The following is a 13,956-nucleotide window of genomic DNA, read 5'->3' on the forward strand; positions in this document are numbered from 1 at the left end:
CTGCCGGACATCTCCCCCGCAAGGGGGGAGATCAGCAGCTTCGCTGTCGCGTACATTCGGCATCGAAGATTGGCGAAGGCAGAGGCGACATCCAATCTCCCCCCTTGCGGGGGAGATGTCCGGCAGGACAGAGGGCGGTGCCTAGACACCGCACCTCTCCCGACTGGCGCAGTGCTATGCCTTTCCCATGACCCGCGCCCTCACCCTCATCCGCCGTCGCCTCGTCGGCAGCATCTTCGTGCTGCTGATCGTCATCATCGGCACATTCCTCCTCCTGGAAGCTGCCCCCGGTGACGCGGTCGACGCCTACATCGTCTCGACCGGCGGCGACGCCGGCATGATCGAATTGCTGCGTCATCGCTGGGGCCTCGACCAGTCCGAGCTAACACGGCTCGCGAACTATCTCTGGGCGCTGCTGCATTTCGACCTCGGCCAGTCCGTTACCTTCTCGCGGCCAATTCGCGATGTTATCCTGGAACGCCTGCCGACGACACTGCTCCTGATGGTGACCGCCACCGCGCTCTCCTTCGGTTTGGGCTCGGCGCTCGGCATCTACGCCGGCGCCAGACCCGGCAGCTTTCGCGACCGCTTCCTGTCGATCGGCTCGCTGGCGCTTTATGCCGTGCCGGGTTTCTGGCTTGGCCTGGTGCTGATCGTCGTCTTTGCCGTCGACCTGCGCTGGCTGCCGATCGGCGGCATCGAGAGCCTGGCCTCGGACAAGACCGGTTTTGACCGCGCCACCGACATCGCCGTCCATCTCATCCTGCCGGTTTCCGCGCTCGGCTTCATCTATCTCGCCCTCTATCTGCGCATGATGCGCGCCGGCATGGCCGAGGCGTGGCGGCAGGATTTTGTGCTCGCCGCCCGCGCCAGGGGGTTGTCGCGCCGCCGCATCGTGCTCGCCCATGTCGCCCGCAACGCGCTCTTGCCGCTGGTCACCATGCTCGGCCTGCAATCGGCGCAGATGCTGGGCGGCAGCGTCGTCATCGAAAGCGTCTTTGCCGTGCCCGGCCTCGGCCGGCTGGCGCAGGAAGCGGTCGCCTCGCGCGACACGCCGCTGCTGCTCGGCATCATCCTCACCAGCGCCGTCCTCGTCATTGCCATCAACCTTGCAGTCGACATCGCCTACGCCTTCCTCGACCCGCGCGTCGGTGCCAGCGAGGCCAGCGCGTGAGCGCGCTGCCGCGGTTCCTGCGCCGGCCGGAAGCGGTCGCCGGCGCGATCATCCTGGCGCTTCTGTTCGCCATGGCGCTGTTTGCGTCGCTGCTCTTCCCCGGCGACCCGCAGGCCATTGCCGGACCAGCACTGCTGCCGCCGTTCCAGGACTGGTCGCTGCCGCTCGGCACCGACCGGCTCGGCCGTGACGTGCTGGCCGAACTGTTCCACGGCGCCCGCACCTCGCTGGCGGTCGGCCTGGCGGCGGCGGCGGCGGCACTCTTCGTCGGCGCGATCGTCGGCACGCTGGCCGGCTTTGCCGGCGGCCTTGTGGACGAGGGGCTGATGCGCATCACCGATGCCTTCCAGACCGTGCCGAGTTTTCTCCTGGCGTTGGCCTTCGTCAGCGTCGTCGGGCCGTCGGTCGGTGTCGTCGTCACGGCAATAGCGCTTGGCGCCTGGACCGGACCGGCGCGTGTAGCGCGCGCCGAAGTGCTGTCGATCCGCGAGCGCGATTACGTCGCCGGCGCTCGCGTCATCGGCATGCATCCGCTTGAGATCGCTTTTCGCGAGGTGTTGCCCAACGCGTTGCCGCCGGTGCTGGCCTTGTCCTCGGTGATCGTGGCGGCCGCGATCCTCACCGAGGCAGCGCTGTCCTTCCTCGGTCTCGGCGACCCCAATCGCGTCACCTGGGGCGGCATGATCGCCGAGGGCCGCACTGTGCTGCGCACCGCGCCCTTTCTGTCGATCGTTCCGGGCATCGCCTTGGTGCTGACCGTGCTTGGCGTCTATCTCACCGGCGAAGGCGTGGTCGAAACGACGGCGGTGCGGAGGAGCCTGTCGTGACCGCACTGGCTGAGATACGCGATCTGTCTGTGCGCTATTTCAGCGATGGCAGCGAGGTAACGGCGCTGAAGGGGGTCAGCCTGGATGTTATTGCCGGCGAGCGGCTGGCGATCATTGGCGAAAGCGGTTCGGGCAAGAGCACGCTGGCGCTGGCGGTGGCTAGACTGCTGCCGGGGTCAGCCAAGATTGAAGGGCATGTCAAGTGGCGATTTCAGGCGCCGCGATCCTTCCCACCCCCCTCTGTCCTGCCGGACATCTCCCCCGCAAGGGGGGAGATCAGCAGCTTTGCCGACGGCTTCCCTTCTGCAACGTTCGTGGTTGGCGAAGGCGGAGATGAGAGAGCAATCTCCCCCCTTGCGGGGGAGATGTCCGGCAGGACAGAGGGGGGTGTGACGGAACGCCGACCTCTCAAATTAACCGAGCCCAGTACGCTCCCCCTTCCCGGCCGCGACATTGGTTTCGTCTTCCAGGACCCCTCCGCCAGCCTCGACCCCGTCATGACCGTCGGCAAACAGATCGCCGAAGTCGCCTGCACCCACCTCGGCCTCGACTGGCCACAAGCTTACGCCAAAGCCAAAACCCTGCTCCAACGTGTCCGGCTGCCCGACCCACAAACCGCCATGCGTGCTTTCCCGCACCAGCTCTCCGGCGGCCAGAAGCAGCGCGTTGCAATTGCCGCGGCCATTGCAGCCGGTCCGAAACTGCTGATCGCCGATGAGGCGACCAGCGCGCTGGACACCATTGTGCAAGCCGAAATCGTCAGCCTCATTCGGCAACTGGTGGCGGAGGACGGCATGACGCTGCTGTTCATCAGCCACGACATCGCGCTGGCCGCCGAACTCGCAGAGCGTATCGCTGTATTCCGGAACGCCGAACTGATCGAACTCGGCCCGACGGAGCAAATCATAAACGCCCCGCGCCATGCCTATACGCGAACGCTGCTCGACGCCCATCTCGGCCTCGACGCCGATCCGCTGCTACGACGGGCGCCGGCATGAACTTGCTCACCGTCTCCGGTCTTACCAAGCGATACCGTCGTGGCGGCAAGGCCATCGCGGCCGTCGACGGTGTCTCCTTCGCCATCGAACCCGGCGAGACGCTGGCGCTGGCCGGGCCCTCCGGCAGCGGCAAGTCGACGATCGCGCGGCTGGTGCTTAGGTTGATCGAGCCCGACGCCGGCACCGTCCAGTTCGAAGGCGATGACTTTCTGCTCTTGAAGGGTGCGGCCCTGCGCACCAAGCGCGCGCGCCTGCAAATGGTGTTCCAGGATCCGCTCGCCGCGTTCAACCCGCGCGCCACGGTGGCTCGCGTGCTTGACGATCCCTTGCGCATCCATGCCATCGCTTCCCGCGCCGAGAGGCCGGCCCGCATTGCTGCCTTGCTGGATCGCGTCGGGCTGGCAGCCGATCTCGCCCCGCGCGCCATTCACGAAATCTCCGGCGGCCAGCGCCAGCGCGTCGCCATCGCCCGAGCCATCGCGACCAAACCGTCGCTGATCGTGCTCGACGAGGCGGTGTCGGCGCTCGACGTTTCGGTCCGCGGACAGATCCTTGAGTTGCTGCTCGACCTGCAAGCCAGGGAACGGATCGCCTATCTCTTCATTTCGCATGATCTCGGCGTCGTACGGGCCATCGCCCACCGCGTCGTTCTTCTCAACGCCGGGCGGATCGCCGAGAGCGGCGACGCCCGCAACGTAGTCGACGCGCCGCAATCGGCAATCGGCAAGGCGCTGGTTGCGGCGGCGCCAAGATTGGACAGAAGCAGCAGGCAAGTACCATGACCGAACCAGAAGCCAGAGCCGAAAAACTCTCGCGCGAACTCGATTCCGCCTTCCGCAACCGCGCCGATCTCTACCGTCTGTTTCTCGACGAGCTGACCGGCGAACTCGGCGCGGAAAAGGCCGAGGCGATCATGATCCGCACCATCGAGCAGCGCGGCAAGGAGGTGGCGGCGGCCGCCTTCGCCCGTTTCGGACCTAACGACGCGCCGGCCATCGGCGAGGCATTTTTGGCCGTCAGCCCGGATGGCGGCCTGATGTATCCGACCGATGTCGAGCGCGGGCCGGACCACATCGCCTTCAAGGTGAAGCGTTGTCCGCTGAAGGACGCCTGGGTCGAGGCCGGTGTCGGTGATGAAAAACTCGCCACGCTCTGCCGCATCGCCGGCGCTTTCGACCGTGGTCTGTTCGAGGCAACGGGCGTGCGCTTCGACAATGTCACTTGGACGCCGGGCCACGGCTCCGGCTGCTGCCACATCGCGCTGACCAACCGGGATGCCGCCGGATAGCCAATGCTGATCAGTCGGCGGCAAACACATGCATCTCCGTGCCCGCCTGTTCGGCAGCAGTGCGCAGGTCGGCCTTCGGTTCGCTGTCGGTGACGATATCGGCAATGTCATCGAGCCCGCAGATGCGTTCCAGACTGCTGCGGCCAAACTTGTCGTGGGTCACCACCAGCACCGTCGACAGTGAACGCGATATCATTGCGCGTTTAACGGCCGCGGCGCCCGAGATCATGTCGCTCGGACCATCGGCGCTTATCCCCGATGCGCCGATAATGGCGACGTCGGCATTGTAGCGGCGCAGGAACTCGACGGTGTCTTCGCCCAACACGCTGCCTTCCCGGCTATCATAGGTCCCGGGGCAGAGCAGCACCCGAAAGGTCGGATTGGCGCCCGCCACCGAGGCCACGCCGGTGGAATTGGTGATGATGGTCAGGTCGCGCTTCAGCTGCGAAAGGTTGCGCGCCACCTCATAGGTGGTCGAACCGCCATCGATCATCACGATCTGGCCCTTCTCGACAAGGCTTGCCGCGCCGCGGCCGATTCGGGCGCGCTCCTCGATCAGGGTCAGGCCACGCTCCGAAATCACCGGTTCTGATGTCACCAGCGAGATCGTCGCACCGCCATAGGTGCGGTTGATCAGCCCGGCATCGCCGAGTTCGATGAGATCGCGGCGGATGGTCTCGCCGGCGACGCCGATGCGCCGTGCGAGCTTGGAGATGCGTATCGACGCCGACCGGCGCACTTCCGAAAGGATAAGCGCGTGCCGCTCCTTCTTCGTCAGTCGGCCTTGGTCCATGACTATTCCATTCCCTTTGCAGCAATCAGCGCGTCGCCAAGCTCGGCAAATCCCTCCGCGCCGCGCCCTCTTGTGACGAAGGCGGGAGACGCAGGAAGCTCGCCTGCGAAGTCCAGCACATTAGCGACGCCGACGCTGTTGGGGAAGAAGCCGAACATTGGTGCATCGTTTGGACTATCGCCGACGAAGACAATGCTGTCCTTGTCGTGGTCGATATCTATACCGAAACAGTCCCGCAAGAATAGCCGGCTTGTCGACAGTTTGTCGTATTTGCCGAACCAGCCATTGACGTGGATGGACGAGATTTTCGCCGTCGCGCCATAGCGCTGGAAGATGCCGACGATCTTCAGAACCTCGGTTTTGGGCAGCGGCGCCACGTCCTCGCAAAAATCGATCGCCAGATCGGCCTCGCGATAGGCCTGGTCGGCCGCGACCGCCGCACCCGGAACTTCGCGCAGAACGGTTTGCTCGATCTCCTTGAGGCGCGCGGCATCGGCCTGCCGTTCGGCAGCGCTCTTGGCGTAGTGGCGAACAATCCGCTTTTTGGCGTCGTCGTAGCGGAAATAGAAGGCGCCGTTCTCGCCGATCACGCCGTCCACCGGCCATTGCCGGGCGATCAGGTCGCACCAGCCGGCAGGGCGGCCGGTAACCGGCGCGACAATGAAGCCGGCCTGCTTCAGCCGCTCCAGCGCCACATAGGCCTTTGCCGGCAGCCGTCCCTTGTCAGTCAAGGTGTCGTCTATATCGGTCAGCACGACGGCGATGTTGCGCCGGTCCAGCGCGGTGAAGTCGGCAAGCGGACGCAGCACCCGCTCAGGCTCCCGCCGCAACCGTTTCGAGCGAGGCAGCCGCGACGTCGAGCATGGTGAACCTGTCGCGGATCAGCCGGGCATTGGCGACCGCCTCGTCGTAGAAGCCAGCCGGTATGGCAACCTCCTGCGGCGTGGTCGGCGCGCCGGCGGCGCGCAGTGCTGCCGCGATCTCGCGCGCCGGGCGTGCCACCCGCACCAGCCTTTCACGATGCGAGCGCCATTGCCTGGCCAGCATGGTGTTGATGACGTCTGCCCGTTCGCGGTCCAGCAGCTTGGGCTTGAATGCCGCCCAGCAGGAACGTCCGAGCGTTTCGCCGAAGATTTCGATGAAGCGGTCTGGCGTATCGGCGGAGGGCGCGAGCTGCAATTCCCGCAGCGCCAGCACGCGTTCCTGCAGCCGCGCCATCGTCAACGTCGTCACCGCTATGTGCTCGCCGTGATGCGCTTCGGGCAATCCCTGGCCCCGCATGTCGATATAGTGGGCGATGAGATGTTCGCCCTGACTGGCCGGATAGGAGCCGCCGCACAAAGTCATGCCAAGGCCCGACATGACCAGCGTGCGCACCAGCACTTCCATCGCCTCAATGTCGCCGGTCCCGAGTTCGCCGGCTTTGGCGATAAGCGCCTCCTCGTCCTCCGCCAGAAGCATGAACGGCGCCTCCCGGTAGGGCGTGCCGAGCAAAAGATGCGCCATCAGCCAATCGGTCTGCGCGGTCGGCCGCGCCATTGAATCGCCGAAGCCGGCAGCGATCAGCCGGTGCGGCGCTCGCGCCATGACATCGAGATCGAGGAAGACACCGACCGGCAGGCTCGCCGTCAGCGATTTCTTCAGGCCGTCCTCTGTGATTGCCGCAGACACCGAGGTGTAGCCGTTCATCGACGGCGCGGTGCCGAACACCGCATAGGGCTTTTGGGTCAGATGGGCGGCATATTTGGTGATGTCATTGATCGAGCCGGATCCGACCGCGACCAGACCGCTGGCGTCTTTCGTGCGGGCGATCACCGATCGCACGGCGTCCATGTCGGGATGCGGATGGCGCGGCAGGATGATCTTGTCGACATCGATCGAGCCGCGCAGCGCAATGGACACTCTCTCGCCGAGAGCCAGCCTTGTGTCGGGATCCATGACAACGGCGAGCCTGCGGCCGAGCGGCAGCGGCTTGACCAGCGCATCGGCTTCGTCGCCGAGACCGCGCCCTATGACGATGGTCTTCAGCGGCACCGACAGCATTCCCTGGCTGTCCGGGTCAGGCAGCGTGCCGGCAATAAGGCGATCGAGCATTTGTCTGGACATAGGATGCAGTCCGGTCAGTCAGCATGAAGCGGGGTCAGGGCATCGAACAAGGTGCGATACCGGCGGTAACTTCTGTCGTAGGCGGCCTTGGCGGAAGGATCAGGGTCGATCGTCTCGATGTGGCCGGCCAGCCTTTCAGCCGCCTGCCGCACTGAGGAGGTAAGGCCGATGGCTGCGGCGGCAAGGATTGCCGCACCGATCGGCGAGGCATCGGCCGCACCCGCGATCTCGACCGGCCTGCCGCTGACATCGGCCCGGATTTGCCCCCACACCCGGCTGCGCGCGCCACCGCCTGAGAGCCGGATGCGCCCGGTTGTTATGCCGAGCTCGTCCAGCCGGTCGACAACGTCGCGCATGGCGAAGGCGCAGCCTTCCAGCACTGCGCGAGCGCAGGCCGCTTTGCCGTGGAAGGATGTCAGGCCGTAGAAAGCGGCACGCGCTTCGGCGATCCAGCGCGGCGCCATGGCACCGGACAACGCGGGCAAGAACAGCAAATCGTCGCTGCCGGCAACCACCGTCGCCGCCAGTTCGGACATCGCCGCCGGCGAATCGACGCCGAAGGTTGTTAGAAACCACGTCACCGCGCCGCCCGAGAGCCATCCGGGGTTGGAGATGAAATAGCCGTCGCCGAGAAAGCCATGGGTCTCGACCAGGCCGCCGGGGTCGAGGCGAAGCGTGCCGGACACCGCGCCGACCACTTCGGCCGTGCCGAGATTGCAGGCGACGACACCGGGCACGACGACCCCGGCGCCTATGGCGGCCGAAAAATCATCGCCGGTGCCGACCGCCAGCGGCGTGCCCACAGGCAAACCGGTGAGCTCGGCGCCGGCGTGCGTCAAGGCGCCGGCGATCTCAGATGCATCGTCGATGCCGGGCAATTTATCTGCATCGATGTCGAAGGCCGCCAGCAGATCGCCGGCATAGTTGTGCTCCTTCAGTCCATAGAGCATGGTTGTCGAGGCCAGCGCGTGATCGATGACGGCACGACCGCACAGCGCCGCGACCACGAACGATACCGGTTGATGCCAGAGCGCCACCCGGCGCGCTTCGGGCAGGTTGCGCGCTGCCCAGCGGATTTTCGCCGCCATATGCGTGGCATCGAGGACAAGACCGGTGCGCTCGCGGATGAAGTCCGGATCGATGCCGGCGATCTCTCCTGCCGCCCGCCGGTCCATCCAGATGATGCACGGAGCCAGCGCCTCACCATTGCCATCGACCGCGACGCAGCCGTCGAGCTGGCCGGCAATGGCAATACCCTTGATGTCGGACGGCGCAAGCCCAGCCTTGTCGAGCGCGCCGGCAATAGCCGGCTTCAGCGCTGCGAGCCACAGCGCCGGGTTCTGTTCGGCCCAGCCGGGCGCCGGGAAGGCCGGCTGGTACAGCGCAGCTGCCTCGCCACGCAGCCGCAATTCGTCATCGACAACGATCGCCTTCAGGCTTTGTGTGCCGAGATCGATGCCGATGACTGGCATTAGACGCGCTCGCAATCCGCGAGGACATCCCGCAGTTGCGAGAGGATAGAACCTTTCGTCGGCGAATAGGAGCCATCGAAAACCGCTGTGCCAATGGTAAAAGCGTTGGCGCCGGCCAGCTTGATTGCCTTGATCCGATCGACTGATGCCACAGCGCCGGCGACGATCAGATGCCGCGACGGACCAAGCCCGCGCCGGGCTGCGCGCACCAGTTCGGCCGGGTCGGCCTCGGTGGCGCGATAGGCGAGGATGTCGCATCCCGCACAACCCTTCTCGGCGAAGGCGCGGCAGTCGGCCTCGACATCCTCGGCCGAACCGCCGAGCTTGGTCGGATGGCCGACCGGCCGCCCGGGAAAAGGGTAGTATTCGGTGCCGCTCCCCTCCAGCAACGCCATGATCTCGTCGACCTGGGTACCACCGAGCAGGCGCTGGATGCCGAGATCCCTGGCGATGCGCGCGGAATTAAGGCAGGCCTCAGCCGTCGTCGAGACAACTTCCATGTAAGTGGTGGCGCCTGTCCGGCCAATGGCGACAGCGAGCTTGCGCAGCACATCCGGCGCGACGCCAATATCCTTGAAGCCGACATGCTTCAGGCCGACCGGCTCAATCAAATCGACCAGGTCGAGACAGTCCTCGACCGTGCGATCGTGGCGCGTCAGCATGAAGATGAAGTCCATCCGAGAGGTCCCTCGCCTGGTCGGGAAAGCCGGTTTGCTGCCGGTCTGTTAACACCTCCCAACCATTTGTTGCAAGGTGCCACATTTTGATTTGCAGTACCACACATTTTATGACAGAACGGGCGCCGGCCCGCCAGGCACGACGTCTAGGGAGAGGGAAGAATGCTCAAGCCGCTGAGACGTACCGCGTCCAGACTGCTCGTCGCAGCCGTATTTGTGTGGCCCCTGACGTGGCAAGTGACACAAGCGGCCGCGTGGGATCTGAAAGAGGCGTCGAAACCCTATAGCGGCCAGACCATCCGCATGGTCGGCGAGGCGCTGCCGCCGCTCGAAGCGCTGAAGAAGATGGCGCCGGAGTTTGAAAAACAGACCGGCATCCATGTCGAAGTCGAGATGTACGAGCACTCGGAAGCCGTCAACAAGGTGCAGCTCGATCTCAACTCGCACCGCGGCCGCTACGACGTCATCATCCAGCCGCATCGCGAACTCGGCAAGTTCGCCACCAACAACCATCTGGTCGAAATCGCCAAGATGATGGCCGACCCGGCTTTGCGCGATCCGAGCTTCGAGCCGGAGAAGCAGCTCTACCAGACCGCCTGGCACGAAATCTCCTGGTATGACGGCAAGGAGTACGGCTTCCCCTTCACAGTGCTCAACATGTTCATGTGGTATCGCTCGGACCTGCTCGCCGATCCCAAGGAGCAGGCAGGCTTCAAGGCCAAGTATGGCTACGACCTCGCTCCCGCCAAGGACTGGAAGCAATACCGCGATATCGCCGAATGGTTCTATCGCCCCGACCAGGGTTTTTACGGCACCGCCCTGCAGGGCAAGCGCCATGAGGCACTGTGGTATGAGTGGCTCAATTTCCTTTATTCCTTCGGCGGCGACGTGCTCGAAGTGAAGAGCGGCTCGGCCTGCGGCCCGGTCATCGTCAACAGCCCCAAGGCCGTCGCCTCGCTCGAATATTACAAGAGCCTGCTGCAATTCTCGCCGCCGGACAGCCTCAACTATTTCTGGGATGATGTCATGGCGCTGATGCAGCAAGCCAAGGTCGCCGAGCTGATCATGTGGAACGACGCAACCTATGCCGTGTCGGTCGACACCACGGCCTCCACCGTGGTCGGCAAGGTTGGCTTCGATCTCGTGCCGCAAGGCGACGGCGGGAAGATCGGCCAGGTCGAGGGCTGGACCTATCTGATCCCGGTCTATTCGAAGAACCAGCAGGCCGCCTTCCTCTTCGTCCAGTGGATGATGGGCTATGACCGCCAGCTCGAACAGCATCTCAATGGCGGCGCTTCAGGTCGGCCGGATGTCTATGCCTCCGCCGAGGTGCAGAAGCTGCCCTATGCCAAGGCTTCGATGGAGGCCAACGAGCATGCGGTGCCGAAGGCGACGCTGCCGCAATCGGCCGAGATGACCGACATACTAGTGCGCGAACTGTCATCCTACCTCGCCGGCGAAAAGGAGGCGCAGGCCGCCCTTGACACCGCCGCCACTGACATCTCGACACTGCTCGGTTCTTGCGCACCCATGACCTATCCGGCACGATAGGCCTTGAGATGTCGCGCAGAGGCTACCCGCACAAGCGGGTAGCCGTTCTTGTCCGCAGGAAACGCCCGTGACGAACCGCACTCCATCGCCGCGCGGAATGCCGCTTCTCGACCGTGGGGTGGGGCCGCTCTTGATGCTGCCGGCGACCCTGCTCGTCGTCGTCTTCCTGGTCGGCCCGTTCTACTACATGGTCTACACCGCGCTGACCGACCTCAGCTTCGCCGACGCCAGCCATGCCGGCGCCTTCGTCGGTTTCGACAATTTCCGCAAGCTGATGCGCAACGACCCATTCTTCTGGGCATCGTTCCTGTTGACGCTGAAATTCGTCGTCATCGCCGTCGGCCTTGAGTTCCTGCTCGGCTTTGCGCTGGCCTTCCTGATCTTCCGCTTCGTCGCCAGCCAGCGGCTTCTCACCATACTGCTGCTCATCCCGATGATGATCGCGCCGGTCGCCGTCGGGCTGATCTGGCGGCTGCTGTTGCAGGGCGATTTCGGCATGCTCACCTTCTACATGCGCAAGGTCGGCCTGCTGGCGCAGAATTCGGCGGTGCTTTCGGCACCCGACCTGGTGTTTCCGACCATCGTCGCCATCGATGTCTGGCAGTGGACGCCTTTCGTCACCCTGATCATGCTCGCCGGGATGATGAGCCTGCCGCGCGCGCCGTTCGAGGCGGCGATGATGGATGGCGCCAAACCGTTCCAGATTTTCCGAGACGTCATGCTGCCGCTGCTGCGGCCGGTCATCGCGCTCGTGCTGCTGCTGCGCGGCATCGACGCCTTCAAGGAGTTCGACAAGGTTTTCCTGATGACCGGCGGCGGACCGGGAACGCTGACCGAGCTGGTCTCGATCTATGCCTACCGCGTCAATTTCCGCAACTGGGACCTCGGCTACGGCGCCGCGGTCGCCTTCATGATCTATCTCGTCGTGCTGATCCTGTGCTCGGTCTTCTACAAGGCCGTCTACTGGTCGAGCCGCAAGCAGGTGGGGGCGTTTTGAGGGCGCTGCGATGATCGATCAATCCACCAACCGCGCCTGGAGGAGCTTTGCCTGGGCCGTGCTGCTGGTCGCAGTGGTTGTTGCGCTGACGCCTTACGTCTGGATGGTGCTGGCCTCGTTCAAGAACCGCGTCGACCTTCTGTCTTCTGTGCCGAAATGGGTCTTTTCGCCGACGCTCTCCAACTATCCGGCCGTCTTCATCGACAAGGGATACTGGCCGCTGGCGATCAATTCGGTGCTGATCTCGGTGTCGTCTACGATGCTCTGCATCGTCATCGGCGCGCCGGCTGCCTATGGCTTTGCCCGTTCCAATTTCCCCGGCAAGGAAGACCTGTTCTTCTTCTTCCTGACGACGCGCATGGCACCGCCGATCTCGATCGCCGTGCCGCTGTTCCTGTTCTTCACCTCGCTTGGCCTGATCGACACCATCTACGCCGTGGTGATCGCCCACACCTCTTTCAACCTGTCGCTCGTCGTCTGGATGATGCGCGGCTTCTTCGCCGAAATCCCCAGGGAGATCGACGAAGCCGCGATGATGGACGGCCGCTCGCGGCTCGGCGCATTCTTTTTCGTCGTCGCGCCGCTGGCCGCGCCCGGCATCGGCGCGACGGCCGTGCTCTGCTTCATCCTGTCGTGGAACGAGTTCCTCTATGCCTTCATCCTCGTCGCTTTCGACGGGCGGCCGCTGACCGTCGGCATACCCGGACTGGTGACGCCGCATGGCACGCTGTGGGGCCAAGTCGCGGCGGTCGCCATCGTGGCGACGCTGCCGATCGTGCTTTTCACTTTCCTTGTCCAGAAACAGCTCGTGCGCGGCCTCACCTTCGGCGCGGTTAAGGGTTGAAGGGATCTCGCATGGCAATTGTTTTCGACGGCGTCACCAAGGCTTTCCCCGACGGGACGGTGGCGCTGCAGGCGCTCGACCTTGCTTTCGAGCCCGGCGAATTCCTGGTTCTGCTAGGGCCCTCTGGTTCCGGCAAGACGACAGCCTGCCGGCTGCTCGCCGGGCTGGAGCGGCCGACCGCCGGGCGCATCATGGTCGAAGGCCTGGATGTCACCGATCTGCCGCCGCGCCTGCGCGGCATGGGCATGGTGTTCCAGAATTATGCGCTCTACAGCCATAAGAGCGTCTACGAGAACATCGCCTATCCCTTGCGCATCCGAAAAATGCCGGCCGCCGAGCTTGACCGCTGCGTCCGCGCCATGGCCGAGCTGCTCGAAATCACCCGTTACCTCGACCGCCGCCCTTCGCAATTGTCGGGCGGCCAGGCGCAGCGCGTCGCTGTGGCCCGCGCCCTGGTCTGGCAACCTAGCCTTTGTCTGATGGATGAGCCGCTGTCCAATCTCGACGCCTTGTTGCGGCTCCACATGCGCACCGAGCTGAAGCGGCTGCATCGCGAGCTGAAAAAGACCTTCGTCTTCGTCACCCACGACCAGGAAGAGGCGATGACGCTGGCGACCAGGGTCGCGGTGCTGCGCGAAGGCGCGCTGATCCAGTACGACGACCCGCGCGAGATTTATCGGCGGCCTGCCAATCGCTTCATCGCCGAATTCATCGGCCGTCCAGCGATGAACACGTTCGCTGGCGATGTCCGCGCCGGCGTCTTCCACGCCAGCGGTTTCACTTGCCCGCTGCCGGGAAAGCCTGATGGTCCCATCGTGCTCGGCATTCGCCCCGAGCAGATCCAGCTTGTCGACGCGACTGCCGGCGATGCCATCCTGTTTGCCGTCGACGTCGTCGAACCGGTCGAGCCGGACGTGCTGATCTTCGCCAAGAGCGAGGCGAATGCGCTGATCGTCAGGACAGTGAATGTCGATCGCGCCTTCGATCCCGGCCAGCCGCTTTATCTACGCTTTCCGCCGGCGGCGCTGCACACGTTCGATGCGGTTTCGGGAGCGCGGCTGCCGTGAGCTCGCTACTCGCTTTGGTGCCGCTCGCCGCCGCGGCACTTGTCTGGCGGCTGTTCTACAGCTTCAACCGGTCGCGGCGCTGGTTCTCGATGGGCGAACTCATCTTCTGGGACGCCATTGCACTGGTAATCCTGCAGCTTGTCTGGCTGATCTGGTTCTGAA

15 protein-coding genes are annotated in these 13,956 nt (G+C 64.6%); 10 read left to right on the plus strand and 5 right to left on the minus strand.

Translation table 11 applies throughout. The features are described from left to right. Positions 1 to 187 precede the first annotated feature (187 nt). Genes AC3CCE_RS07885 through AC3CCE_RS07905 form a run of 5 tightly spaced genes read left to right on the plus strand, consistent with a single transcriptional unit; the run spans position 188 to position 4,287 of the window. Positions 188 to 1,174, plus strand: coding sequence for an ABC transporter permease (locus tag AC3CCE_RS07885; protein WP_023828295.1), 987 nt, complete (start codon positions 188 to 190; stop codon positions 1,172 to 1,174). Then, positions 1,171 to 2,001: an ABC transporter permease gene (locus AC3CCE_RS07890; RefSeq protein ID WP_352624946.1), complete on the plus strand. Its 831-nt coding sequence runs from the start codon at positions 1,171 to 1,173 to the stop codon at positions 1,999 to 2,001. The genes AC3CCE_RS07885 and AC3CCE_RS07890 overlap by 4 nt, the downstream gene beginning before the upstream one ends. Further along, a complete protein-coding gene (locus tag AC3CCE_RS07895) occupies positions 1,998 to 2,999 on the plus strand; it encodes an ABC transporter ATP-binding protein (protein ID WP_023830117.1) in 1,002 nt (333 codons plus the stop codon). The genes AC3CCE_RS07890 and AC3CCE_RS07895 overlap by 4 nt, the downstream gene beginning before the upstream one ends. Further along, on the plus strand, positions 2,996 to 3,781 hold the full coding sequence (locus AC3CCE_RS07900) for an ATP-binding cassette domain-containing protein (RefSeq protein ID WP_023712284.1): 786 nt from the start codon (positions 2,996 to 2,998) through the stop codon (positions 3,779 to 3,781). Before AC3CCE_RS07895 ends, AC3CCE_RS07900 begins: the two co-directional genes overlap by 4 nt. Continuing rightward, on the plus strand, positions 3,778 to 4,287 hold the full coding sequence (locus tag AC3CCE_RS07905; protein WP_023712283.1) for an L-2-amino-thiazoline-4-carboxylic acid hydrolase: 510 nt from the start codon (positions 3,778 to 3,780) through the stop codon (positions 4,285 to 4,287). The genes AC3CCE_RS07900 and AC3CCE_RS07905 overlap by 4 nt, the downstream gene beginning before the upstream one ends. Positions 4,288 to 4,297: 10 nt before the next feature. Here AC3CCE_RS07905 and AC3CCE_RS07910 read toward each other — a convergent pair whose 3' ends face one another. From AC3CCE_RS07910 to AC3CCE_RS07930, 5 genes are read right to left on the minus strand one after another with little or no spacing between them, the layout of a single operon-like run. After that, a complete protein-coding gene (locus AC3CCE_RS07910; RefSeq protein ID WP_023712282.1) occupies positions 4,298 to 5,080 on the minus strand; it encodes a DeoR/GlpR family DNA-binding transcription regulator in 783 nt (260 codons plus the stop codon). Between the two features lie 2 nt (positions 5,081 to 5,082). Further along, positions 5,083 to 5,886 carry an HAD-IIB family hydrolase gene (locus AC3CCE_RS07915; protein ID WP_023830118.1) on the minus strand — a complete coding sequence of 268 codons (804 nt, stop codon included), beginning with the start codon at positions 5,884 to 5,886 and terminating at the stop codon, positions 5,083 to 5,085. Between the two features lie 7 nt (positions 5,887 to 5,893). Next, positions 5,894 to 7,186: an iron-containing alcohol dehydrogenase gene (locus tag AC3CCE_RS07920; protein ID WP_081731100.1), complete on the minus strand. Its 1,293-nt coding sequence runs from the start codon at positions 7,184 to 7,186 to the stop codon at positions 5,894 to 5,896. Positions 7,187 to 7,200: 14 nt separating this feature from the next. Continuing rightward, a complete protein-coding gene (locus tag AC3CCE_RS07925) occupies positions 7,201 to 8,658 on the minus strand; it encodes a xylulokinase (protein ID WP_023830119.1) in 1,458 nt (485 codons plus the stop codon). After that, complete coding sequence (locus AC3CCE_RS07930; RefSeq protein WP_352624949.1) at positions 8,658 to 9,335, minus strand: beta/alpha barrel domain-containing protein; 678 nt, start codon at positions 9,333 to 9,335, stop codon at positions 8,658 to 8,660. Before AC3CCE_RS07930 ends, AC3CCE_RS07925 begins: the two co-directional genes overlap by 1 nt. A 237-nt stretch (positions 9,336 to 9,572) precedes the next feature. Between AC3CCE_RS07930 and AC3CCE_RS07935 the strand changes: the two genes are divergently transcribed. From AC3CCE_RS07935 to AC3CCE_RS07955, 5 genes are all read left to right on the plus strand, one after another. Continuing rightward, positions 9,573 to 10,886: an ABC transporter substrate-binding protein gene (locus AC3CCE_RS07935; protein ID WP_198025808.1), complete on the plus strand. Its 1,314-nt coding sequence runs from the start codon at positions 9,573 to 9,575 to the stop codon at positions 10,884 to 10,886. A gap of 67 nt (positions 10,887 to 10,953) precedes the next feature. After that, positions 10,954 to 11,883, plus strand: coding sequence for a carbohydrate ABC transporter permease (locus tag AC3CCE_RS07940; RefSeq protein ID WP_352510237.1), 930 nt, complete (start codon positions 10,954 to 10,956; stop codon positions 11,881 to 11,883). A gap of 10 nt (positions 11,884 to 11,893) precedes the next feature. Further along, positions 11,894 to 12,727, plus strand: coding sequence for a carbohydrate ABC transporter permease (locus tag AC3CCE_RS07945; RefSeq protein WP_352510236.1), 834 nt, complete (start codon positions 11,894 to 11,896; stop codon positions 12,725 to 12,727). An 11-nt stretch (positions 12,728 to 12,738) separates the two neighbouring features. Then, a complete protein-coding gene (locus tag AC3CCE_RS07950; protein WP_352624952.1) occupies positions 12,739 to 13,794 on the plus strand; it encodes an ABC transporter ATP-binding protein in 1,056 nt (351 codons plus the stop codon). After that, positions 13,791 to 13,955 (plus strand): hypothetical protein, encoded by a 165-nt coding sequence (locus tag AC3CCE_RS07955; protein WP_023726413.1) that lies wholly within the window; start codon positions 13,791 to 13,793, stop codon positions 13,953 to 13,955. Before AC3CCE_RS07950 ends, AC3CCE_RS07955 begins: the two co-directional genes overlap by 4 nt. The last annotated feature ends 1 nt before the right edge of the window (position 13,956 follow it).

It is taken from the genome of Mesorhizobium sp. P160187 (assembly GCF_057766425.1).